Below are 24,193 nucleotides of genomic sequence, written 5' to 3'. Positions count from 1 at the left end.
TTGAAGAAAGTAAAACAGGGCTTGCCGTTTGAATGGTGGTTGCTGTGCCCTGCAGGCACGACGGCTATTCTTTATTTTAGTTTGGGCCGCCTGCGCGGCGAGACGGCGTAGCGAGGGCATGCGCGGCGAGCGCTTTTGAAGAAAAAATAGCAGGGCTTGTCCTTTGAGAGGTGGCTTGTGTGCCCTGCGGGCACGAGGGCTTTTCTTTATTGTAGTTTGGGCCGCCTGCGCGGCGGGCGGCAGATGGGGGCCTGTTAGGGGCTGCCGCCCCTCCGAGGCCCCCTCTGCACTCCCCCCGGACGACCCCGCTGGGTTTGTCGTATATCCCACACTCCCACGGACTGGCCTTCAAGGGCCTTCCATATCCCACCATTCCACGAGGGCTGCGCGGCTGTCGCTCCGGGAGCTTCCTCGCTACGCTCGGTGATCTCCCTGCGCGCCGCGCAATGCCAGCGTACGACTTTGCGTTGGATGAGAGGTCGAAGGCGTCGGTTTGTTGCAAGAAGTCGCAGGAATGACGCTTGATTGTTAGAGATCGGTTGTTCGCCCGAAGGATTTTCGCCGTGCTCAAATTGAGACAGCATTGCCTCTGCCGCACCTCTATGCAACCCTCAACACCAACAGAGCATTACCCACGCATCTTAAAAAATCGGCCTCAAAGTTCAGATCCTTCATCACAACGCGCTTTTCCCCGACAACAAACCGCCATTCCTGAGACTTCCCACTATTAATGCGACGCCCCCGGCCTTTCATCCAACGCGAAGGCGTACAATGGCATTGCGTGGCGCGCAGGGAGATCGCCGAGCGAAGCGAGGAAGCTCCCGCAGCAATAGCCGCGCAGCCCTCGCGAAATGTCGGAAGCTGGAAAACCCAAGCGGGGTGCTTCGGGGGGGATGCAAGGGGGGCCGAGAAGGGGGCGCAGCCCCATAACCGGCCCCGCCTTGCCCCCGCCGGAGGCGGCCAAACAACAGAAAAAGAAAAGCCTCCGTGCCCGCAGGGCACAGAGACCACCTCTCAAAGAACAAACCCTGCTTTGTTTTCTTCAGAGCGCTCGCCGCGCATGCCCCCAGCGCCCCATCCCCCGCCGGAGGCGGCCCAAACAACAAATAAAAAAGGGCTCCCGTGCCCGCAGGGCACAAAAGCCACCTCTCAAAGGACAAGCCCTGCTTTATTTTCTTCAGAGCGCTCGCCGCGCATGCCCCCAACGCCCCCCAACAAAGCAAAACTACTCCCCCCCTAAAAATCGAGCAATATCCTTTCCCTCCCCACAGCGATACGGTTATTTTTGAATCCGTAGCTGCGGGCGTAGCGAGCCAGCTCTTCGAAGTGGGATACGGTTTCGCTGGCGGCGTGGGCATCGGAGCCAAAACTGATGGTCAAACCGAGGTCAGCGGCGATTTCCATTATGGCGGGGCCGGGATACGGCTCGTGGAAGGGTTTGCGCAGTCCGGCGGAGGAAACTTCCATGGCCGTATCGGAGTCGCGCATGGCGGTAAGCGCGCCAGCTATGAGATCAAGACTGCCGGGCTGTTTGAGCCATGCCTGAAAATCGTCATAGCAGCAGGCCTTGATAAAATCCGGGTGGGCCACCACATCCACCAGGCCGCTGGCGGCCAGGCGGGCCATTTCCTCATAATAGGCGTCATAGCGTGCAAAGCGCTGCGGCAGTGCAAGGCCCTCTCCCCAGCTTCGCGGCGAACCCACAGGCACGTCCTGCACGTAATGCAAACCGCCGATAACGTAGTCAAAGGGATAGTGGCCCAAAACCTTCCGCATCCAGGGCACATTGACGGGCAGCCAGTCCAGTTCCATGCCGAGCAGCACGCGCGGCCCTTCGGGCGGCGCGCTTTCCTTGAGGGCCAGCACGGCATCCACGTAGGCGGGAAAAGTTACAGTAAGGTCGCCGGTGTATAGCGGGCAGGCATAGCCGGGCGGCAGGGGCGAATGTTCGGAGAGACCGTACCACTCCAGGTGACTGCCCTTGGCGGCCTCGTACATGGCGGCCACCGTGTCGCGGCCGTGAGCGGCAAGGGTGTGATTATGCAGATCAGCGCGTATCATGCTTCAATCATACCCCCATATTGCCCCAAAAGCCACCCGTATAACATCCTTCAGGCGGGTGAAGGCTACAGGCGGATGAAGGCGGCCAGGATGCGGCGCGCGTGGTCAACGTCAGCCGCGATTTGCGCCTTGAGGGCCTCCACGGAGTCAAACCGCTTTTCCCCGCGCAAATGATCCACAAAATCCAGACGCATGGCCTGACCGTAAAAATCCCGTCCACCCTCAAGCAAAAAGGTTTCCACGGTGAGATCATTGTCGCCAAAGGTAGGTTTGCGCCCTATGCAGGTCACTGCAGGCCAGGTATGGCCGTCGGCGTCGGCAGGCGTGGCAAGGGTGGCGTAGACGCCCTCGGTGGGAATGACCACCTGCGGACGGGCCAGATTGGCCGTGGGAAAGCCCAGACCGGCTCCGCGACCGTCGCCGTGCACGACGACGCCGCTGAACCCGTGAAAGCGCCCCAGCAGGCGGGCGGCCTCACGCACGTTGCCCTCGCCGATAAGCGCGCGCAGCGTTGTTGAACTCACCACAGTGCCGTCCACAACCACAGGCTGCAGCTGCTCCACGCAAAAACCCGCATCCGCACCCAGGCGGTGCAGCGTCTCCACATGCCCGCCCCGGTCGCGCCCCAGGGAAAAGTCATAGCCGACTATCAGATGACGCAGGTGCAGCGGCGCAAGAAATTCCCGCACAAAGCTGTTGGCGTCATGGGCGGCCAGTTCGGGAGTAAAGGGAAGTTCCAGCACATGCTCCACGCCAAGGGCTTCCAGCAGGGCAAAGCGTTCTTCGCGCGTGGTCAGGGGCATGTGCTCACGCTGGGGCATGACCACCTGACGCGGATGCGGCCAGAACGTCATGACCACGGGCGTCAGCTTTTCACCGGCGCACACATCCAGCGTATGCCGTATGAGCGCCTGATGCCCAAGGTGTACGCCGTCAAAGTTGCCGATGGTGAGGCCGCTGGCCTCAATAAAAGAAAGCTCTTCAATGGAATGTGCAATATTCATGTCTGCCGGTTCCAAGGCAAATACCCGCACGGCAAAAGACCCGGACTGCCGGGCCCTTGCGCAACGGCCTTATATAAGCCTGTCGAATATATGTTTGTAAAGTTTGCGGATGTGCAGCACGAGTTTGAGATTGACGCTCTTGTCGCCCATTTCAGTCCTGGCGAAAAAGGAGGTCAGGTGGCGCGCCACGTCACTGAAGTCGCCGTCGCCCATGGGTTCCAGCATGCCCCAGTACTCGCGCCCCCGCGTCAGCACCCGGGCGCTGGCCCTGTCCCTGTTCTTTGCGGCGTATTCACGCAAAAACGTATCGAACATGAGGTCAGCGTCCTGCGGAAAAGACCTGGCCAATGCCAGCCGCCAGAGGGCCATGTACAGCCCGCGCAGCTCAAGCAGCATCTGGCGGCGGCGCAAAAACTGCATGCGCCCCACGCCCAGATAGGCCAGTTCCACAGTAAAATCCGCGTCTTCATACAAGGCCATGAAATTATCCAGAGCCTGCCGCATGGTGTCGGAAAGAACGGCGGGTGTCGCCATTTCCGGGGATGTGGTTGTAGAAGCTGGTCCCGGTGTGCCGTCCATATGACGCATACAACTCCGTCGGCTTATTCAGCGCTGTCCGTTTTGCCTTGCTCATTCCGGGGCGCAGTGTCCCCGGCATCCCTGCCCTGTTCGCCGTCACGGCGGCGCGAAGAACGGCGGCGTCTGCCCGAGCGGGCCTCCGCGTTTTCTCCGCTGGCGGTCTCGCTGCGCTCGCTGCGGTCGCTACGATCGTTGCGTTCGCTGCGGTCACTACGCTCATTGCGATCACTACGTTCGCTGCGGTCACTGTTTCCGCCGTTGCCGCCCCTGGAACTTCTGCCGCCACGGCTGCCTGAACCGCCACGGCCCGAACCCTGACGCGAACCGCCGCTCTGGCCTGCTGCGGGGCTGGGGGAAGACGGGTCGGGAAAGCGGTTTTCACGCAGGCTTTCCTGATGGGCCGCATCCAGCAGCATGGCCAGCAGCAGGGCGCTGTCCTCGTCATCTCCCCCTTCGGCCGCGAGGTCGCGCGCCAGTTGGGTATAGCGGGCCACGCGCATGCGCTCAAGGCCCGTGAGATTGCGAAAACGCCCTTCAAGAATGGCTGTCAGGCGGGCTCCCGCCACGCGGGCCACGTCTTCGTCCGTGGGCAGGGGCAGGGGGATGAGGCCGATCTTGTAGTGCTTGGCGATGCGGTCAAGTTCCATGCGCTGCATGACGTCCACCAGAGAAATCACCGTGCCTGCGGCTCCGGCGCGGCCCGTGCGGCCTGCGCGGTGGATGTAGCTTTCGTGATCTTCGGGCGGCTCGTACAGGAACACGTGCGACAGTTCGGGAATATCAATGCCGCGCGCGGCAACGTCCGTGGCCACCAGATACTGCAGCTTGCCCTGACGGATCTTTTCCAGCACGGCCTCACGCCGGGACTGGGAAAGGTCGGCGGAAAGCTCGTCGGCGCTGTAACCGAAGCCCTGCAGGACACCCGTCACATAGTGGACGTTGGACTTGGTATTGCAAAAAATGATGGCCGAAGCGGGATTTTCCGTCTCCAGCAGCCGCACCAGGGCGCGGTCTTTATCCATGGGCTTCACTTCGCAGAAGAGGTGCTGCACCTCGGCCACGTGTACTTCTTTTTGCGAAAGGGAAAGCATGGCCGGCGCAGACATGAACTCCCCGGCCAGCTTGAGCACGTGCGGAGGATACGTGGCCGAAAACAGGCAGGTATGGATGGGCCGCCGGGGCAGATAGCGCTGTATCTCCTTCATGTCCGGGTAAAAGCCGATGGAGAGCATGCGGTCGGCCTCGTCAAAAACCAGTTCGCGCAAGTCCTTGAGGTCAAGGGTGCGACGCAGCAAATGGTCCAGCACGCGGCCGGGAGTGCCCACGATGAGCTGGGCTCCGTCGCGCAGGGCGTCCATCTGTTTTTTGTAGCCCACGCCACCGTAAACGGCGACAGTGACAATGCCCGTGCCCGCGAACAGTGTGGCGGCCTCGCGCTCGACCTGTACGGCCAGTTCCCGCGTGGGGGCCAGCACAAGGGCCTGCGGCGCCTTGAGGTCGGCGGACAGTCGGGGCAGCATGGGCAAAAGGTAGCAGCCGGTCTTGCCGCTGCCAGTGCGCGACTGCACCATGATGTCGCGCCCTTCCAGCAGATAGGGGAACGCCAGGGACTGAACGGGCATAAGCCCCTGCCAGCCAGCGCGGGCGCAGGCTTCGTGCATGGCCTGGGGCAGATCGGCTAGGGTTACCCGCGGCAGCGCGTCTTCAGGTTCGCTGACGGATATGCCCTCAAGGGGCGCGGCCGCGACGCCAGACGGCGCGTCTTTCGCTGTTGCGGAGGCTGTGTCGGGGTCGGTGGGCAATTGATGTTCTGGCATATATTATTCCCGGCGGCATCCCGCCATTAAATATGATTCGCTAACGGACGAACATGCCATAGCGTGGTAAATTGCGCAAGTTGCCTGGATCAAGGCGGTGAATGAACCAAAAATGGGGCATGTACGGGCCACGTAACCGCGCATACTGTCCACCCACGTGGCCCGCCCCAGAGCAGACCCCGTGCATGACGCGGCTGGCGATCATCCGGCACAGGCACACTGCACGAACAGTGTACCGCTACGCATGTACATCCGCAACGGCCTTGCAACGCCGCCGGGGCGCACAACAGTACAGACAGGCTGCGCATACGCCGGGGGCGAGGTACACATCCCGCAACAAGGGAGCACTTGCGCCGTAAAACGCCTTCAGAGCAAACTGCAACGTGCGGCCTGCCACACGATACAGATAAGAGCCACATGCAGTGACGCAACACTTTTCCCGCCAAAAACATTTTTTGCGCGCCCTGTAATGGCTACGGCCCCCTGCGCCCCGCAGCCGCACAGGCTTTGCTTGCGTCTCATGGCGCTTCTGGTTAGATTTAATCCCTTTGCCGACCACGAGCGCGTGCGCACGCACTGCTCACGGTTCATGGCACCGCTTTTTTAGAGCAATTTCACTTTGAAAAAGTGTAAATGCTCTACCACTGCACGAGAGTGCGGCGCGCCACAACGTGGCGTGGATACAGCCGAAAATCGCATTTTTCGGCTGAATGAAAGCTTTGAAATGAGGAACATTTCAAAGGTAATCTGCTCTAGGAGTGAGTATGACAGCCCCGGAACAAACACCCGCAGCCGTTCCCGGCGCGGATTTTGCGCCCGACTTCAGCAAGGGCCTTCTGCCCGCCATCGCGCAGGACCACGCCACAGGCGAGGTGCTGATGCTGGCCTATATGAATGAAGAAGCCTGGCGCAAAACCCTTGAAACCGGCGAAGCCCATTACTGGAGCCGCAGCCGCAAGGAACTCTGGCATAAGGGCGGTACTTCCGGCCATGTACAGAAGATCTGCGCTCTGCGGCTGGACTGTGACAATGACACGGTACTTCTGCTGGTGGAACAGATGGGCGGCGCGGCCTGCCATACGGGTCGGCGCACCTGTTTTTACCGGGAATGGAAGGACGGCGCAGCAAACCTGTGCGCCCCAATGGTTTTTGACCCTGAAAAAGTCTACGGCGTAAAATAAGGACTGCAACATGAGCGCGGATACGAAGCCCATCATCAAACTGGGCGTGCCCAAGGGTTCGCTGGAAGAAGCCACTATCAATCTTTTTGAGCGCGCGGGCTGGAAAATCCGCAAGCATACGCGCAACTATTTTCCCGACATCAACGACCCCGAGATTACGGCATCCTTGTGCCGCGTGCAGGAAATCGGGGAGTATATCGAGGCTGGCGTGCTGGACGTGGGCATCACCGGGCTTGACTGGCTTGCCGAGCGCAACCACGAAGACAAGGTCGTGCGCGTTTCCGACCTTGTGTACTCCAAGACTTCCAACAGGCCCTGTCGCTGGGTGCTGGCCGTGGCGGGCGACGCCCCGTACCGCTGCGCCGCCGACCTCGCGGGCAAACGCATTGCCACCGAACTTGAGGGCCTGACGCGCCGCTATTTTGAAAAAGCCGGCGTCAATGTGGACGTATTCTACTCCTGGGGAGCCACCGAGGCCAAGGTGGTGGAAGGGCTTGCCGACGGCATTGTGGAAGTGACCGAAACCGGCACCACCATTCGCGCCCACGGCCTGCGCATCATTGACGAAGTCATGGTCTCCTACCCTGTGCTCATCGCCAACAGGGACGCCTGGGCCGACCCGCGCAAGCGCGCCAAGATCGAGCAGCTTGACCTGCTGCTTCAGGGCGCTCTGCGGGCAGAAAATCTGGTGGCCCTCAAGATGAACGCCCCGGCGGACAACCTTGCGGCCATTCTTGAAATGTTGCCGTCGCTCAACTCCCCCACGGTGTCCCCCCTGCGGGACGAAAAATGGCTATCGGTCGAGTCCGTGGTGCAGATCGACGTGGTGCGCGACCTTATCCCGCGCCTACGCGAGGCTGGAGCCGAAGGCATTATCGAATACGCCCTGAACAAGGTCATCTAACAGGATGCCAAGGGCGGCCCGCCGAATGACGCGGGCCGCCCTTCTCTTTTTTGCCGCTGGCGCACACGCGCATCTGCTGCGCACGTACCGCACGACTGTTGCACAGCTACGGTTCATCCACTGCACACTTGCGGCCCCCTTGCGGCAACCGTGCCGCCCGCAATCCCCGTCCCCACAAGGAGCCCCCATGAGCAAAGACGCAAGCCGCGATTTTATTGACAACCTGCCCGAGCTTGGCCCAGACGAAACCTTCTGCTTTGACTGCAACCCCGAGGTGCCCTGCTTCAATCGCTGCTGCGCGGAGCTCACCCTGCCGCTCACCCCCTACGACATTTCACGCTTGCGCCGTCACCTGGGCATGGCCAGCGATGTTTTTCTCAACACCTTTACCACCCTGCGCTCCTTCCCTGACACGGGCTTTCCCCTGCCCATGCTGCGCATGCTGGACGGGCCGGACGAACCCTGCCCCTTTGTGACGCCAGCGGGCTGTTCCGTATACGAGGACAGGCCGGGCGCGTGTCGCTACTACCCCATAGGGCGCGGCACAAAAATGGCTGCAGATGGCGTTGCCGAACGCTTTTTTATCGTGCGCGAATCCCATTGCCACGGGTTTGACAAGGGCACCAGCCGCACCGCGCAGCAGTGGATGAAAAATGAAGAGCTGCAGCCCTTCAATGAGGCCAATGACCGCTATATGCGCCTGATGGCCATGGTGCGCGCTACCGGCAACCCCCTTGAGGCGCGCATGGCCACCACGGCCGTGCTTTGCCTTTTTCAGATCGACAAATTCCGCGAACTCATCAACGCCATGAACATGTTCAGCCATGTGGCCATTGATGCAGCGCGCAAAACTGCCATTATGGAAGACAGCCTGGACGGAGACGTGGCGGCCCTGAACTTTGCCCTGGACTGGCTGGAACTGATCATATTCGGGCAAAGCCAGGGACTTGCAAAAAAATAGAAATGTGCCTTTTTTCACAATATCACGAAGAGACACGCAAAACGGCAAGAAACCGAGCAATAAGGTGCGTATTTTTGTTCTTTTACACCAACAGTTTGGATTAATTAACCCAAAAGTGACCTGCAAAGGGGGTATTTTCTCCACGCAAGTCACAAAAAACTGCCGCTCGTGATAAATTTCTTTTACAAAAACAAAAGAATGTGTCACGGTAGCTCCGTGTATGGGAAAAGATTGGCCTTTTTCATTTTGCCATGAAAAACAGCTAGTTAACAACGCACAGGCTGCACCGGGGCGCGCCGCGCAGCCACAAGTGCCTGTACACGTCATTGTTGGGGCCATGACCTACGGCCGTTGGCCGGCCACAATCGTATTGGAGGAGAGTATGAGTTTTGGCAGACAAGTGTATGAGTTTCTGCTGAGCGGCTCGCAAGCCTACGCGAAATGGGATCTGGAGGTATCGACCTCCATTCTCAAGAACCGCAAAAAACTGCTGCTGATTCTGGCGCTGGCAGTGCCGATTCTTGCGGGTTGCCTGGCGGAGGCTTATGAGTACCACGAAATGCTGGGCGGCAAAAGCGCCTACGCGCCCGCCTTTTACACCACTAACATTTTTCTGGCGTCCATAGCCGTGGGCCTTGCCGCCGGTCTCATCACCGGGTGTATCGGTGCTGGCGGCGGTTTCATCATCACCCCGGCGCTTATGGCCGTGGGGGTCAAGGGCATCCTGGCGGTGGGCACTGACCTGTTCCACATTTTCGCCAAGGCCATCATGGGCACCACGGTGCACAAGAAGCTTGGCAACGTGTCGGGCAAACTGGCCGTGGCCTTTCTGGCCGGGTCCATTATCGGAACATTTATCGGCGGCGCCATCAACAAGGGCCTTTACAACGCCGACCCCCTGCTTTCCGAGTTGTTCATCAGCAGTATTTACGCTGTGTTGCTGGGCTTTCTCGGCTTTTATGCCCTGTTTGACTTTTTGAAGAGCTCGCGCGGCGGCGCTGCCGCAAGTCAGGACGCGCACGGCGGCAGCTCCGGCATGACCGGTCTTGCCGTGAAGCTTCAGGGCCTGCGCATGCCCCCCATGATCTCCTTTGATGAAGACCTCGTGCCCGGCGGCCGCCGCATCTCCGGCTGGATCGTTGCCGCTGGCGGCGTCTTTGTGGGCCTGCTGGCCGCCATCATGGGCGTGGGCGGCGGCTTTGTCACCTTCCCCATGTTCGTGTACATCTTCGGCGTGTCCTCCATGACCACAGTGGGCACCGATATTCTGCAGATCATCTTTACCGCCGGTTTTGCCGCCATCGGCCAGTACGCCATTTACGGCTACGTGTTCTACACCCTGGCCATCGGCATGCTGCTCGGTTCACTGCTGGGCATCCAGGTCGGCGCTCTGACCACCAAGGTGGTCAAGGGCATCCACATCCGCGGCTTCTATGCCATTTCCATCATTGCCGGTTTTATCAACCGTGCCGCCACCCTGCCCAAAAAGCTGGTGGAAATGGAAGTGCTGCACTGGTCGCCCAGTCTTGTGGGTATTATCGAAAATGTGGGCAACGTCGTTTTCTGGGTCGTTGTGGCATTTTTCGGCCTCTGGGTTTTCAGCAAGTTCTTCTTTAACATCGGCAAGCTCAGAGGGGAGGCCTGATTATGCTCGTACATGCTAAAGCGCCCTTTATTCGTGGCTGCCTGCTGCTGATTTCGTTTCTGGCACTGTTTGGCATCATGCTCATGCCCCTCATGAAGGATGAGCTCGGCAATCATATGACCGGTCTGCAATACGCGGACAACGTGTTCAATGAACTGTCCAAGGGCTCCTCCTACTTCATTCCCGGCGTGCGTAACAGCGTCAAGACAGTAGAAGGCAAGTCCGTTCAGCTTACGGTCAAGCTCAAGAAAGCTGACCTCGCGGCCCTGGCCGGTATGGTGCTTGAAAAATCCGGCGCCACTGACGTGCGCGTTGAAGACGGCAAGGTCAGCTTTTCCGGGGATCTCGGCCCCATCCTGACCTCGGCCACCAATGACGCCGACAATCTGTACAACAACAATGCCGACGCCGTTTCGCAGAAGTACGACGGCCAGCCCGCCCTCAAGGTCGCGGCTGCGTGGTGGTACGTGCTTTCGCCCTGCATCAAGGAACTGCAAAAGCAGTACAAGATTGGTGAAGCCCAGGTCGTTGACAACGTGCTGCGTCGCGCCATTGAACCGGGCAACAACTTCTTCAGCGTGCCGCCTGCCAAGGTTTCCGAGCACCTCATTCTCATGAGCGCCATGCTCATCTTCTACGTGCTCTACACCCTGTGGTACGGCTTTGCCATCTTTGAACTTTTTGAAGGCATGGGCCTGGCCATGACCAAGTCCAAGGTAAAGCAGGAAAGTTAAACGCCCCTGTTCCACAAAATCAGACGGGCTGCCCCAACGGGCAGCCCGTTTTTATGACTGAAGGCACAGACAGAAAACGTGCCTGCTTTCCAGCACGCACGGCAAGTGGTGCGCTGGTTTCAGCCCTGAGCATCGGCCCGGCATATCCTCCGCATATTGGCCAACCATGAGGCTACGCTCACAGGCATCAGGGTGCCGCGCCGACCACTGTGCAGAATCCACGCCGCATTGCGGCGCGCTGCACTCTCGCGCACCATGAGGGCGCGCACTTTTTTCAAGGGTAAAAAGCGCTAATGATTCCGTTTCGCTTGCTCACTCTCCGGCAAAGCGGTACATCTGAAGGCACCATATATCACTAAAAATACGTTCAAGATAAAAGCGCCATGCGTCGAAGCATAAAAATCATTGATCGCTTGGAACAACATGGCAGCATGCCCTTGCGCCGCGCACAATACACTAGAGCATTTTCGCATTGAGAATATACGCGCACAAAGTTCAAGGCACGCTCGCTTCGGCGCTTAACAGCGAAAATAACTATTGGTGGCAAGGATTTTCAAAAAAATTCCTGCAGAGCGTTTACTGTATTCCATTCGTCAACTGCTCTGGCCCCAGTGAACCTTGTTTTTTTTGCGGTACAGTCAACGGGGTATAATTACAGACTATATACAAAGGTCTTGCTGCATATCCACAAATCGGGCAGCGCCCTTCATTGACTAACTGATAAACTTATCATACTAGAGCATTTTACATTAGAAGTATCCATTCTCGCGGTAGCCGCTGCCCGCTCCTGCGGGCTTACGAATGGCGACAGCGATTGTATGGAACAAGTTGTGTCGTTACGCATGCTGTCTTTGCGACAGTCGTTGGCGAGTCTACGAGCCTTACGAATGGCGACAGCATCGCCAGTAAAATTGCTCTGGAACGTGCCAACATTTATAGTATAGTATCTGCCAACCATGCAGATTTTTCTATCATAGCAACAAATGCTTCCCTGTCCTGTACAAACGTCTCAGCGCGCTTCATGATGATTGCCACGTCCCCTTTATGAAACGCTTCGGGGTGTCTCTCCCCCCAGCGGAACGACCAGGGCCTGTAGCCGCAAGATGAGAACGAAATGATCAGCATCAACTCTTTCAGCCTTTGGAACTCCGATCTTGCGGAAGCCTTTACCAATGCCATGCGGCAGAGGGTAAACGTGCGCGTCAGGTGCTGCATTCTGCACGAAGGCAAGCCTGCGGACGTGCTTTTGCACGGCAGGTTTCGTAAGGTTGAAGGGCGCGAAGTGCATTTTGTGGTGCGCCACAAGGAAATTACGGAGGGGAAATGCAAATCTGAAGAAAATACCTGCGAATATTTCTTTTGCCTTGAAGAAGAAACGCCCTCTGGCAGAATTCGCCTTGGCTATCAGGGGGCAGGGCTGGTGCTTGAAGTCAGCTACAACGAAAAAAACGAACTGCGCAACCTCTTTTTGCGCCTTGCCAACACCTGTTCCACGCGCAAGATGCGCCGTGACAGGCGGGTTTCCTGGAGCAAAGAACGCAGCCGCCTTGCGGGGGTTATGCCCCTTGAAGAAGTGCCCGCCACCAGAGCGGAACTACGCGACCTGCTGACCCTCTACTACAACTCCGACCAGCCCAATCCCCTGCCCCTGGTAAACCTTTCCGCTGGCGGCGCGTGTGCCTGCGTCTCGGAAGAAATTGCCCAATACTCCCGATCCGGCAACATTTTCTATCTGTTCTTCATTGTTCCCAGCAAAGCGCCAGCCTCGGCGCCTCCCCACATCTTTCTGTCAAAAAAAATGGGCATTTCCCGCAACGTGTGCGAAAAAGGCGTGGGCCTGCGCCTTTTATTCGCTGAAGAACTCAACTGGGAATTTCCTGGGCCGGCTCTTCAGTGGAACGACATCATTGCCTCGGGCTCTGACCGCCTGCGCGCCTGTCTTGACGAGTATCCCGATGCTGACGAGGAAGCCCTGCTGGCTGTCTGAACTGTCTGCCCAATTGCCGCTCCACCCACGCAGCACGGCACAACCGCGCCATTAGCCACGGCCGCCCATCTGTCACAACCGCCATCTGCCACAACCGCCCATCTGTCTCAACCGCCATCTGGCACAACCGCCATCTGTCACGGCCACCCATCTGTCACAACTGCCATCTGTCTCAACCGCGCCATTCGCGACGGCCTCGCCTGGCCCCCAAATTCCCCGGCGCTTCGGCACCCGTCCTGTGCAAGGGTTTTTTGCGCCTGGCCCACAGAGCATGGCGCCCTGCCGACAAAAACCTGCACGCCCTATTTACTGTACGCCCACAGCGCCGGGTAGCGGCCCGCAACAGGCAGGCCAGCGCCCTGCAACTTCATGCGCGTGCCCTCCCCGCAGTGCCAGTGAGCTTTCAACGAGTGTGGCAAGAACCGTCAGAAACATGCACACCTTCATGGCACCCAATTTGCATGAATTCCGGCATCCGCTCAGGGCGGAAAGTTTGACCACACCCGCACATGCGGCCATATTATAGAGGATACAGCCATGGAAATTTCCGGCCTCAATGCATTTCACCCCTTCTCGTTTCCGCGTCCCGACAAGGACGATTCCGGCTCCACCCCCGCCGCAGTGCAGGATGTGGTCAACCTGAGCACGCCCAAACTGCTGGAAGATCACGAGGTTGACTCCGTCATGGACGACACCCTGAACATGATTGCGCAGGATAACGTCGCCGCGCTTTCGGTGCATGGCGGACTGAGCCAGAGCCGCGTCTACGCCCTGCTCGGCATCTAGATCGGATCAACTTTGAAATGCTTCACATTTCAAAGTTTTCATTCAGCCGAAAAATGCGATTTCCGGCTGAATCCACGCCACGTTGTGGCGCGCTGTACTTTCGTACAGCGTAGAGCATTTACACTTTTTCAAAGTTAAAATGCTCTAGATCGGATCAACTTTGAAATGCCGCACATTTCAAAGTTTTCATTCAGCCGAAAAATACGATTTCCGGCTGAATCCACGCCACGTTGTGGCGCGCAACACACTCACGCCATCGTGCGAGCACCTTCAAAGCGAAATTGCCCTGATCCCTCTGGTTGCTGCCAGAAGTTGACCCTACATGCAGTGAAAATTTGACACCCCAGCAACCTTGGGGGTATCCTTGTCATTCTGCGCAGGCACAGAACCCCGTTCTGTGCCGCGTTTTTTACCAACAGCACTGTAATACCGCAGCCAGCACATGAGGACAGGGTGATGACCGATATCGACCGCCAGATGGCAATCATTAAGCGCGGCGTGGCCGAACTGATTGACGAAAACGAATTGCGCAAAAAAATCGCTCGCGGCACGCCCCTGCGTATCAAGGTGGGCTTTGACCCCACCGCGCCCGACCTGCACCTCGGCCACACGGTGGTCATGCACAAGATGCGTCATTTCCAGGAACTGGGCCATCATGTAATTTTTCTTATCGGCGACTTCACCGGTCGCATCGGCGATCCGTCGGGCCGCTCCGAAACCCGCCCGCCGCTCACTGAAGAGCAGGTGATGTCCAATGCCGAGACCTACAAAAAGCAGGTCTTCAAGATCCTTGATCCCGAAAAGACCGAAGTGGCCTTCAACTCGGCATGGCTTGGCAAAATGGACGCAGCCGGCTTCATCAAACTGGCCTCCAGCTACACCGTGGCCCGCATGATGGAGCGCGACGATTTTGAAAAGCGCTTTCGCGAGCAGCGCCCCATATCCATTCACGAATTTCTCTACCCGCTCTGCCAGGGCTACGACTCCGTGGCTCTCAAGAGCGACGTAGAAATGGGCGGCACAGACCAGAAGTTCAACCTGCTCGTGGGCCGCACCCTTCAGGCCCATTACGGCATTGAAAGCCAGTGCATCCTTACCATGCCCCTGCTGGAAGGCACGGACGGCGTGCGCAAGATGTCCAAATCCTACGGCAACTACATCGGCATCGACGAAGCGCCCTCCGAAATCTTCGGCAAGGTCATGGCCGTTTCCGACGAGCTCATGTGGCGCTACTACGAGCTGCTTTCAGCCAAGAGCCTCGAAGACATCGCCAGCCTGAAGCAAAGCGTGGCCAAGGGCGACGTACACCCCAAGGCCGCCAAGGAAGCCCTGGCCCACGAGATGGTCAGCCGCTACCACAGCCCCAAGGACGCAGACGAAGCCCAGCAGTGCTTTAATGCCGTTTTTGCCGGGGGCGGCGTGCCGGACGATATGCCCGAATACCAGTGCCAGAGCGGCGACGACAGCACCCCGCCCGCCTTTCTTGAGGCAGCGGGCCTGGTCAAAAGCCGTGGCGAAGCCAAAAGGCTCATGAAGGAAGGCGCACTTGCCATTGACGGCCAGCGCTGCGAAGACGCCCTGAGCCCCCTGCCTGCTGGCGAATACGTGGTCAAGCTCGGCAAAAAGCGCTTTTTGAAGCTTATTGTCAGCTAAAGTGGCGTTTGTTTAGGATCTTTTGTGGGGGAGGGACCCTTTTGCAAAAGGGTCTCCTCCCCCACGCCCCCACCCCCTAAAATTCTTACAGGCCCCGCTTAGTTACACACGTTTTCAGCGTGCCAGTGCCATCTCCGCCGCAGCGGTAGCGTGCAGCACGGTCGTGTCCAGCAGGGGAAAATCCCCGTCCTGCGGAGGCAGCAGCAAGCCTATCTCCGTGCAGCCAAGCACCACTCCCTGCGCGCCCCGTTCACGCAGCCCGTCAATGACAGACAGCAGTTTTTGCCGAGAGGCGTCTTCAATACGGCCCAGGCACAGTTCCTGAAAAATAACGTCATTGATCATGGCCCTGTCCTGAGCTTCGGGAATAAGCACCTCTATGCCCCGCCGCCGCAGTACGCCACAGTAAAAATCTTCCTCCATGGTGTAGCGCGTGCCCAGCAGTGCCGCCTTGACGATGCCTTGCCGCAGCAGCGCATCCGCCGTGACTTCCGCCAGGTGCAGCAGGGGAATGCGCACGCCCGCCGCCACTTCCGGGGCCACCTTGTGCATGGTGTTGGTGCAGATGAGCAGAAAATCGGCCCCGCCACGCTCCAGGCTTCGGGCGGCCTCCACCAGAATGGCTGCCGCATCGTCCCAGCGTCCCTCTGCCTGGCAGACTTCAATTTCTGCAAAATCAACGCTGTACAGCAGGCACTTTGCCGAGTGCAGGCCACCGAGGCGCTGTTTCACAATGCGGTTGACTATCTGGTAATAGGAAACCGTACTTTCCCAACTCATGCCGCCAATCAGGCCGATGGTCTTCATGTGTGCTCCATAGCAGTTACGGTTACAGCGCCGCCCGCGCGCCGCTTTTGTTTTACGGTCTTTTGCTCTAGTCTGCCAAGTGGAGGGCATATGCAAAAACTTTATGTAGCCATGGTGGGGCTGCCCGCGCGTGGCAAGTCCACCCTTGCCAGACGCATCCGCGACGGGCTTATGGCCGAAGATATTCAGGCCAGGCTTTTCAATAATGGCGACCTGCGCCGCTCCCTTATGGGGGCGGAATCCACCAATCCCGATTTTTATAATCCCAACAATGCCGCAGGCCGCGAAGCCCGCGAAATGATCTGCCGCCGAAACATGGACTTGGCCCGCAACTGGCTGGCCGAGGGGGGCGAAGTGGCCATTCTGGACGCCACCAATGTGAGCCGCGCCCGCCGCCGCATGATTGAAAGCACGCTTACCGACTATCCGGTGCTGTTTGTCGAGTGCGTCAACGAAGACCAGCTTTTGCTCACGGCCTGCATCCGGCGCAAGACCACCCTGCCCGAATATGCGGCCTACAGCGAAGAAGAGGCCCTGCAAAGCTTTATGAAGCGCATCGGCTACTATGAGACGATCTATGAGCCTCTTGAGGACGAAAAGTTCTGGCTTTGCGTGGATTCCACCGCCAACAGGATTCTTGCCGAGCGCCCCTGCGAGGGCTCGCCCTTTTACCCGGCCATACGCGAAATTGTGGTCAGCGCCTGGGTGCACTGCCTCTACCTTGTGCGCCACGGACAAACGGAATTCAACGTGCGCGGCCGCATCGGCGGCGATCCGCCCCTGACGGCAAAAGGACGCGCCCAGGCCGAGGCCCTGGCGCAACATATGCGCCAGAAGGAAATTGACTGGGTTTTCACGTCCACACGGCTGCGCTCGCACGAAACGGCGGCGCCGCTGCTGGCCGAGCGCCCCGCTGCCCATATCATGGCCTTCAAGGAATTTAACGAGATATGGGCCGGTGACTGCGAAGGCATGCTGTACAGCGAAATACGTGAAAAAATGCCGCAGGTTACCGCCGGGCGCAATGCCAACAAATTCTCCTACGCCTATCCCAATGGCGAGAGTTACGCCATGCTGGGCGAGCGCGTGCAGCGCGGCCTGCGCCGTGCCCTTTTTCTGGCTGGCGACACACCTCTTGTGATCGTGGGCCATCAGGCCATCAACCGGGTGCTGCTGTCACTTTTTTTGCGCCAGCGCAGTGAGGACGTCCCCTATATCTATATCCCCCAGAACCAGTATTATCACATCAGCCTTACCCCGCGCCGCAAGGTTTTTGAACGGGTTGCCTATCAGGACGATAACAGGTAATGCCTGCCCTTGGCTTTTTTATCGGCAATACATTTCGTTCTTCAGTACACGTGAAGACCGCCTTGCGCGCGAATTTCCTTTGCCCGTAATGCCACACCCGATTTTTCAGGTAATGATATCAAGTTTAAAACCCTATAACCGATAAGTATATTGCTGTCGCCGTGCGTGTTGCCGTGGGGACAAAGAACGAAGGAACGCCATGAAACTGCAGACAAAACTTTTGACCGGGTTTATTGCCTCGGCCCTGATCACATTATCGGTGGGCATTTTCGCCGCTTCGCGGATGCACGACATGAGCAAGGCCGACAATTTTCTTTATACGCGCGCGGTGGAGCCCATGGGCGACCTGGTCAACATCTCGGCCTATTTTCAGCGCATCAGAATTAATCTGCTGGATTTTGCCACCACAAACAATGATGCCATAAAAGAACGCGCGCGCACCGTCATTCCCCAGTTTCGCGCCATCATCGACAGCAGCGCCGTAAAGGTTGAAGCCACCCTCATCTCTGACGAGGGGCGCAGAATCTTGGCTGAATACAAGGTGCGCCGCCAGGATTTCAGAAAGATGACCGACGAGGTCATGGCCATGGCCGAAGCAGGCCGCAAGGATGAGGCGTATGCCCTGCTGAGCGGCAAAGGCAGAGAAATTTCCTCAATCTATCAGAAGACCATTGACGCCCTTGTGGCCTCCAAGCGTGAGCAGGGCGCTCTTGTGGCCAAACACAATGCCGAGCTGGCAGACTCGTCCAGCAATCTTCTTTACGTAGCCCTTGGCTTCGGCCTTTTGCTTTCCATCACCCTGGGCGTGTTGCTGACCCGCAACATCATGCGTCAGCTTGGCGAAGACCCCGGCTATCTGGCCCACGTGGCGGGCGAAATAGCCAGCGGCAACCTTGACGTCAACTTCAGGGCGCAAAAGCGCCCCGGCGGCGTATACCATGTGATGCAAAACATGGTTGCCACCATGAAGGAAAAAATAGCCGAGGCCGAAGAAAAAAGCACTGAAGCCGCGCGGCAGGCAGAGCAGGCGCATGTGGCCATGAAAGAGGCCCAGGCGGCCAAGGAAGAGGCCCTGCACGCCAGGGCTGAAGGCATGTTGCAGGCCGCCAACCAGCTTGAAAGCGTGGTGAACGTCCTCACCTCCGCCTCCGAAGAGCTGTCCGCGCAGATTGAACAGTCCAGCCGTGGCTCTGACGAACAGTCCCAGCGCATCAGCGAAACAGCCACCGCCATGGAACAGATGAACGCCACTGTGCGCGAGGTGGCCAGCAACGCCGGGCACGCTTCGGAAATGTCCGGCAACGCCCGCACCCAGGCCCAGGAAGGCGAAAGCATCGTCACCAAGGTGGTGCACGGCATTGACGAGGTGTCCAGGCAGAGCCAGGAACTCAAAGAGGACATGGACACACTCAGCCATCAGGCCGAAGGCATCGGCCAGATCATGAACGTCATTTCGGACATCGCTGACCAGACCAACCTGCTTGCCCTCAATGCCGCCATCGAGGCCGCCAGGGCGGGCGACGCCGGGCGCGGCTTCGCTGTCGTGGCCGACGAGGTTCGCAAACTGGCCGAAAAGACCATGGCAGCCACCCACGAGGTGGGCGCGGTCATCACCGGCATTCAGGAAGGCACCCGCAAGAGCGTTGCCGGGGTGAACCTCTCCATCAATACCATTCAGGAAGCCACCAACCTTGCCAACCAGTCCGGCCAGACCCTGCGCACCATCGTTAACCTGGTTGACCAGACCAACGATCAGGTACGCTCCATCGCCACTGCCAGTGAAGAACAGTCCGCCGCCAGTGACGAGATAAACCGCTCGGTGGAACAGGTGGCCGCCATATCCAGCCAGACCGCCTCGGCCATGGGCCAGGCCTCGCAGGCCACGGCCGAACTGGCGCGGCAGTCTCAGGTTTTGCAGCGTCTTATCAATGAAATGAAGTCCGAAAGCAACCAGGGCTAGAGCATTTATCGCTGAAAAGCTTTGTGGGGGAGGGGCCCTTTTGAAAAAGGGTCCTTCCCCCATGCCCCCCCAGACAGTGTCATCACGAGCGCTTTTCCTGGTATTTCTGCGTCTAACTTCACCTTTTATTCCGGTCGAGTACCATCAGAGTACACTCCCTGCATAAAAGGCTCGTTCTCCTTGATATGACTGGAAATTCATCTCGTTACGCCACTGTCTGAAACTTTTATTGGCTTACAGGCGGGGGGTTCAGAGACAGCTCTTCCTGGCATAACGTCATAAACAGGGGCCGCGCACCACATGAAGTGCGCGGCCCCTGTTTTTTTGCGGCGTAGAGCAGTTAGGAATGAAACGAGCACATGGAAACTACGCTGCCCCAGCCAGTGTCGTCACGAGATGGATTTTCCAGTCATATCAGGGCGATGTTCGACGCAGAAATACCAGGAAAGGCACTCGTGACGGCACTGGCCAGAGCAATTTCACTTTGAAATTGCTCTGGCGGATGCGGGAGCAGACGCCCGCCGCGGAGGCGTAAGCGCAGCTTCAGCCGTTGCCCGTAGGGCTTACGGATGAAGACAGCATCGCTATTTATTTGCGCTGTTACGCGCCGAAGCGGGCGTCTTGGAAGCATTGAAAATGGATATTTTCAATGCGAAAATGCTATAAGAGCTTCAGCATTCGAGGCATCCAGCCAGACGGTTGAAGACCGTCGGTTCGGCCTGCCCCACATGCACGTCCAGCACATCGTGCAGTTTGCTCACCTGTTTCACTATCTGCTCCATGCGTCCGTCATCCTTGACCACCAGCCACATGCGGCAGGTGGCCCCGTCGTCCTCGGGCGTCACGAGGATCCCTTCAAGATTATAGGCGCGTCCGGCAAACAGGCCGCAGATATGCGACATGACGCCGGGATGGTTGTTGACGCTCAGGCGCAGCATGGTAAGGGCGCTTTTGATGGAACTGCTCATGACGGAATCCCCTCGATCATTTGACTGTTGGCCGCTCCTGGCGGCACCATGGGAAATACCTTGTCTTCGGCCCGCACCTGCACTTCAATCAGGCAGGGGCCGGGTTTGCCAAGAAATTCTTTCAGCACACGCTGTGGGTCTTTTCCAGCGGTAAGCCTGGCCGCAGGCAGGCCAAACCCCTGGGCAATCTGCACAAAGTCCGTGCGGGTGGTATAGGCGGAGGCAGTGATGCGCCCGTCAAAGAAAAGATCCTGCTGTTGCTGCACAAGCCCCAGCCCGTTGTTGTTGCACAATATGATTTTTACGTTGGCCCCGGTTTCAGCGGCAGTGGCCATTTCCTGAATATTCATGAGCAGGCTGCCATCCCCGGTAAAGCAGACGGCCATGCCCCCGCGCCGTTCCAGCGCCGCGCCTATGGCCGCAGGCAGGCCAAAGCCCATGGTGCCCAGCCCGCCGGACGTGAGCCACTGACGCGGGCGGTTCATGGGGTAGGCCTGTGCCACACGCATCTGGTGCTGGCCCACATCCGTGGCGATGACGGCGTCGTCACCCACCAGCTTGGCCACATGACGGATGATGCCATAGGGGGAGAGGATGTCGTCCTCCCGGTCAAAGCGCAGCCCGTGCGTGGCCTTGCGGGCATCCACACGTGCCAGCCAGGCGCCGCGATCCCGTGGCTTCACCAGGGGCATGAGCGCCCGCAGGGCCTGACTGGCGTCCGCCGTCAGCCCCACCTGCGGCATGAGCAGCTTGCCCACCTCGCTGGCGTCGATGTCGATATGGATAAGCCCGCTCTTGGGGCAAAAACTGTCCAGACGGCCAGTGGCCCTGTCGCCCAGGCGCGCGCCCACCACCATGAGCACATCGCATTCTTCCACCAGCATGTTGGAGGCGCGTGCGCCGTGCATGCCCAGCATGCCCACGGCAAGTTCATGCCCGTGGGGCACCACGCCAAGCCCGCGCAGGGACATGACGGCCGGGATGCGCTGCTGCTCCATAAATTCCAGCACGGCGGCGGCGGCCTCCGGCGACGACGTGCCCCCGCCAAGCAGGAGCAGCGGCCGTTCCGCAGCATTGAGAAGCTCGGCAGCCCTGGCCAGGGACGCGCTGTCGGGCGTGGGCATGGGCGTGGCCCTGCCGGGTTCCGGCAGGCCGTCTACCTCGACGGGGGCCACCTGCACGTCGCGCGGAATGTCCACAAGTACCGGGCCGGGGCGGTCGCTGACAGCAATGGAAAAGGCCTCGGCAATGACACGCGGCAGTTCTTCGGGAGAACGCACGAGAAAATTGTGCTTGGTGGCCGGGATGGACATGCCGTAAATGTCCACTTCCTGAAAGGCGTCAGTGCCTATCATGCTCTGGGGAACCTGGCCGGTGATGCAGACCAGGGGCACCGAATCCATGCGGGCGTCGGCAAGGGCCGTGAGGGTGTTGGTGGCTCCCGGCCCCGATGTGGCGAAGACCACGCCGGGGCGGCCGGAAACCCTGGCCATGCCCTGCGCTATAAAACCCGCGCCCTGTTCGTGCCGCGCCAGAACATGGCGGATCGCTCCGCTGCGCCCCAGCGCGTCGTACAAGGGCAGATTGAAACCGCCGGGAATACCGGCAATACAGGTGACCCCCTGATTCTCCAACAGGCGTATGGTTAATTCGGCTCCAGTAAGACGTAACATCGCCACAAGGCTCCTTTTGCGTTGGCTGGGCTTGCTGGCGGTCTTCGGGTGTAAAAAAACCCCGCCAGCTCGCGCCGGCGGGGTTCACATATACCTTTTGTTCTTCCCTGCTTATGACGCGCCTAAAGATCGGTCCCGTACTACTAGGCCGACCATAACGAGGCAAATCATGCCGCTGAAGAAGAAAGATGTGTTGTACATTGTCATACCGTTTGTAAAATTACAGCCGAGGCCGCCAGCTTGTCAACAGTTTTACGACGGAGTTTTCAATCAGCGCCGCCCGGAGGCATCCCTGGCTTTTTTCTTTCCCTTGACCGGGGGCGTCAGCAGGCGCACGGCGCGCACTTCGTCAATGCGCCGCCTGTCCATGCGCGTGATTTCCAGATCCCAGCCCTGATAGTGCAGGTGCGCGCCTTTTTCGGGTATGCGCCCAAGGCGCTCCAGAATGAACCCGGCCAGGGTCGCGCTGTCCAGGCGCTTGGGCAGGCTGATGCCAAGCCAGCTGGCAAAAAGGTCAATGGTGAGCCGCCCTGGCATGACCCAGCTGCCGTCGGGGCGGCGGCAGGCTTCCGGCCCGGCGGGCATGTCGCCCATCTGCCCGGCCAGCACGCTCAAAAGCTCGGCCGGGGTGATGATGCCCACCACGCTGCCGTATTCGTCGCGCACAAAGGCCAGCGGCGAAGGATGGGTGCGAAAATCCTCCATAATGACAGGCAGGGGCGTATGCTCGAAGATGGTGGGCGCTGGCCGGATGAACTTGGTCAGATCCCACTGCCCTTCGGGCTGCTCGCCTTCGCGCATGAGGATGTCGCCAGGGTGTACCACGCCAAGCACCTCGTCGGTGTCGCGGCGCAGCACGGGCAACCAGGCCAGCCGTGACGCGGCGGCATGCTTGCTCACGGTCTCCCTGTCGGCATTGCTGTCCAGCCAGTTCACGCGCTGGCGCGGCACCATGATAAAACGGGCCGTGCGTCCGCCAAGGCGAATGACGCGGGCCAGCATGGCCCGTTCCTCCGGCGCGAACAGCCGTTCCTTGGTTTCGCCCGCCAGGGCGGCTGCGTCGAGCTGGGTATCGCCCTGCCCAGGCGCGCTCCCGCCCAGAATATTCAGGATCACGCGGGCCGTGGACTCGCGCATGTCGCGCATGCTGAAGCGTCTTCGTCGGTTGCGCAGCGCCCACTGGTTGCACATTTCCACCAGGAGCGAAAACACAATGGCCGCGTACATGTAGCCCTTGGGAATATGAAAGCCCAGACCGTCGGCCAGAAGGCTCAGGCCGATCATGAGCAAAAAGCCCAGGCACAGCACAATGACCGTGGGGTGACGCTCCATAAAGGCAAGCAGTGGCCCGGCAGACATGAGCATGATGCTCATGGCTATGATCACGGCCAGCATCATGATGGTGACATGTTCCACCATGCCCACGGCCGTGATGATGGAGTCCAGCGAAAATACCGCGTCCAGCACCACCACCTGAAAAATCACCTGCCAGAATCCGGGATGGTGCTCCGTTTCTCCGGCATATCTGCCGCTGTGGCCTTCAAGCCGGTCGTGCAGCTCCATGGTGCCCTTGAGCAACAAAAAGACGCCTCCGGCCATGAGTATGAGGTCACGCGCTGAAAAGCCGTGCCCCCCAAGCACGAACAGGGGCGTGATCAGCGTGGCCAGACGGGCCATGATGGTGAGCAGGATCATGCGCATGAGCAGGGCCAGCCCAAGCCCCACCAAGAAAGCCTGCCGCTTGCGGTCGCCGGGCAACCTTCCCACAAGTATGGAAATAAAGACCAGGTTGTCCACGCCAAGCACCACTTCCAGCAGTACCAGCGTGCCCAGACCGGCCCAGGCGGAAAGCTGCGTTACCCATGAAAATTCCAGCATATATTCTGCTCCGGGGCTGTGCCCCTTCTTGTAAAACTGAATTCCGACCTTGGAGCAATTTCAAAGTAAAATTGCTCTGGCGGCTGCGAGAGCAGACGCCCGCCGCAGGCCGGACGTGGCCTCAAAAAGACAAAAGAGGGCCGAAGCCCCCTTTTGTCAATAGTCTGCTACGCCCGAAGGCGCGGTATTCGACTTAGCATAACGCTGAAATGCTTCACATTGCAACGTCGTCATTCTGCCGAAAACGCGATCTTCGGCTGAATCTGCGCCGTGTTGCGGCGCGCTGC

At 59.0% G+C, this 24,193-nt stretch carries 18 protein-coding genes; 10 read left to right on the top strand and 8 right to left on the bottom strand.

Going from position 1 to position 24,193, the window contains the following annotated elements; genetic code table 11:
- Window positions 1–1,236 precede the first annotated feature (1,236 nt).
- The 4 genes from RBR41_RS07550 to RBR41_RS07535 all read right to left on the bottom strand — a co-directional run bounded on the left by RBR41_RS07550 (window position 1,237) and on the right by RBR41_RS07535 (window position 5,461).
- Window positions 1,237–2,061, bottom strand: a complete 825-nt coding sequence (locus tag RBR41_RS07550) for a histidinol-phosphatase (RefSeq protein ID WP_320351972.1) — start codon at window positions 2,059–2,061, stop codon at window positions 1,237–1,239.
- Window positions 2,062–2,126: 65 nt separating this feature from the next.
- On the bottom strand, window positions 2,127–3,065 hold the full coding sequence (locus RBR41_RS07545) for a bifunctional riboflavin kinase/FAD synthetase (RefSeq protein WP_320351971.1): 939 nt from the start codon (window positions 3,063–3,065) through the stop codon (window positions 2,127–2,129).
- Window positions 3,066–3,134: 69 nt separating this feature from the next.
- Window positions 3,135–3,653: a hypothetical protein gene (locus RBR41_RS07540; protein WP_320351970.1), complete on the bottom strand. Its 519-nt coding sequence runs from the start codon at window positions 3,651–3,653 to the stop codon at window positions 3,135–3,137.
- Window positions 3,654–3,667: 14 nt separating this feature from the next.
- On the bottom strand, window positions 3,668–5,461 hold the full coding sequence (locus tag RBR41_RS07535) for a DEAD/DEAH box helicase (protein ID WP_320351969.1): 1,794 nt from the start codon (window positions 5,459–5,461) through the stop codon (window positions 3,668–3,670).
- A 764-nt stretch (window positions 5,462–6,225) separates the two neighbouring features.
- On the opposite strand from RBR41_RS07535, the gene hisI reads away from it, so the two are divergent.
- The 8 genes from hisI (at window position 6,226) to tyrS (ending at window position 15,312) form a co-directional block, all read left to right on the top strand.
- On the top strand, window positions 6,226–6,642 hold the full coding sequence (gene hisI / locus RBR41_RS07530) for a phosphoribosyl-AMP cyclohydrolase (RefSeq protein WP_320351968.1): 417 nt from the start codon (window positions 6,226–6,228) through the stop codon (window positions 6,640–6,642).
- Window positions 6,643–6,652: 10 nt separating this feature from the next.
- Window positions 6,653–7,546, top strand: coding sequence for an ATP phosphoribosyltransferase (hisG, locus tag RBR41_RS07525; RefSeq protein ID WP_320351967.1), 894 nt, complete (start codon window positions 6,653–6,655; stop codon window positions 7,544–7,546).
- A gap of 187 nt (window positions 7,547–7,733) precedes the next feature.
- Window positions 7,734–8,507, top strand: coding sequence for a YkgJ family cysteine cluster protein (locus RBR41_RS07520; protein ID WP_320351966.1), 774 nt, complete (start codon window positions 7,734–7,736; stop codon window positions 8,505–8,507).
- 382 nt (window positions 8,508–8,889) lie between these two features.
- Window positions 8,890–10,152 carry a sulfite exporter TauE/SafE family protein gene (locus RBR41_RS07515; protein ID WP_320351965.1) on the top strand — a complete coding sequence of 421 codons (1,263 nt, stop codon included), beginning with the start codon at window positions 8,890–8,892 and terminating at the stop codon, window positions 10,150–10,152.
- A 2-nt stretch (window positions 10,153–10,154) separates the two neighbouring features.
- Window positions 10,155–10,886: a hypothetical protein gene (locus tag RBR41_RS07510; protein WP_320351964.1), complete on the top strand. Its 732-nt coding sequence runs from the start codon at window positions 10,155–10,157 to the stop codon at window positions 10,884–10,886.
- Window positions 10,887–12,000: 1,114 nt separating this feature from the next.
- Window positions 12,001–12,873 (top strand): hypothetical protein, encoded by an 873-nt coding sequence (locus tag RBR41_RS07505; RefSeq protein ID WP_320351963.1) that lies wholly within the window; start codon window positions 12,001–12,003, stop codon window positions 12,871–12,873.
- Window positions 12,874–13,410: 537 nt separating this feature from the next.
- Window positions 13,411–13,659: a hypothetical protein gene (locus tag RBR41_RS07500; protein ID WP_320351962.1), complete on the top strand. Its 249-nt coding sequence runs from the start codon at window positions 13,411–13,413 to the stop codon at window positions 13,657–13,659.
- A 456-nt stretch (window positions 13,660–14,115) separates the two neighbouring features.
- A complete protein-coding gene (gene tyrS, locus RBR41_RS07495; protein WP_320351961.1) occupies window positions 14,116–15,312 on the top strand; it encodes a tyrosine--tRNA ligase in 1,197 nt (398 codons plus the stop codon).
- 114 nt (window positions 15,313–15,426) lie between these two features.
- On the opposite strand, the gene RBR41_RS07490 is transcribed toward tyrS, so the two are convergent.
- Window positions 15,427–16,119, bottom strand: a complete 693-nt coding sequence (locus tag RBR41_RS07490) for an aspartate/glutamate racemase family protein (protein WP_320351960.1) — start codon at window positions 16,117–16,119, stop codon at window positions 15,427–15,429.
- 90 nt (window positions 16,120–16,209) lie between these two features.
- On the opposite strand from RBR41_RS07490, the gene RBR41_RS07485 reads away from it, so the two are divergent.
- Together RBR41_RS07485 and RBR41_RS07480 are read left to right on the top strand one after the other, a co-directional pair.
- A complete protein-coding gene (locus tag RBR41_RS07485; protein WP_320351959.1) occupies window positions 16,210–17,427 on the top strand; it encodes a 6-phosphofructo-2-kinase/fructose-2,6-bisphosphatase in 1,218 nt (405 codons plus the stop codon).
- 199 nt (window positions 17,428–17,626) lie between these two features.
- Window positions 17,627–19,387, top strand: a complete 1,761-nt coding sequence (locus RBR41_RS07480; RefSeq protein WP_320351958.1) for a methyl-accepting chemotaxis protein — start codon at window positions 17,627–17,629, stop codon at window positions 19,385–19,387.
- Between the two features lie 671 nt (window positions 19,388–20,058).
- Here the strand turns inward: RBR41_RS07480 and RBR41_RS07475 are convergent.
- The 3 genes from RBR41_RS07475 to RBR41_RS07465 form a co-directional block, all read right to left on the bottom strand.
- Window positions 20,059–20,355, bottom strand: coding sequence for an ACT domain-containing protein (locus RBR41_RS07475; RefSeq protein WP_320351957.1), 297 nt, complete (start codon window positions 20,353–20,355; stop codon window positions 20,059–20,061).
- Window positions 20,352–22,028 carry an acetolactate synthase large subunit gene (gene ilvB / locus RBR41_RS07470; RefSeq protein WP_320351956.1) on the bottom strand — a complete coding sequence of 559 codons (1,677 nt, stop codon included), beginning with the start codon at window positions 22,026–22,028 and terminating at the stop codon, window positions 20,352–20,354. Before ilvB ends, RBR41_RS07475 begins: the two co-directional genes overlap by 4 nt.
- Window positions 22,029–22,298: 270 nt before the next feature.
- A complete protein-coding gene (locus RBR41_RS07465; protein ID WP_320351955.1) occupies window positions 22,299–23,906 on the bottom strand; it encodes a TerC family protein in 1,608 nt (535 codons plus the stop codon).
- Window positions 23,907–24,193 lie beyond the last annotated feature (287 nt).

Source organism: Desulfovibrio sp. (assembly GCF_034006445.1).
GTDB lineage: Bacteria > Desulfobacterota > Desulfovibrionia > Desulfovibrionales > Desulfovibrionaceae > Desulfovibrio.
This window is presented reverse-complemented; position numbering and strand designations above follow the sequence as displayed.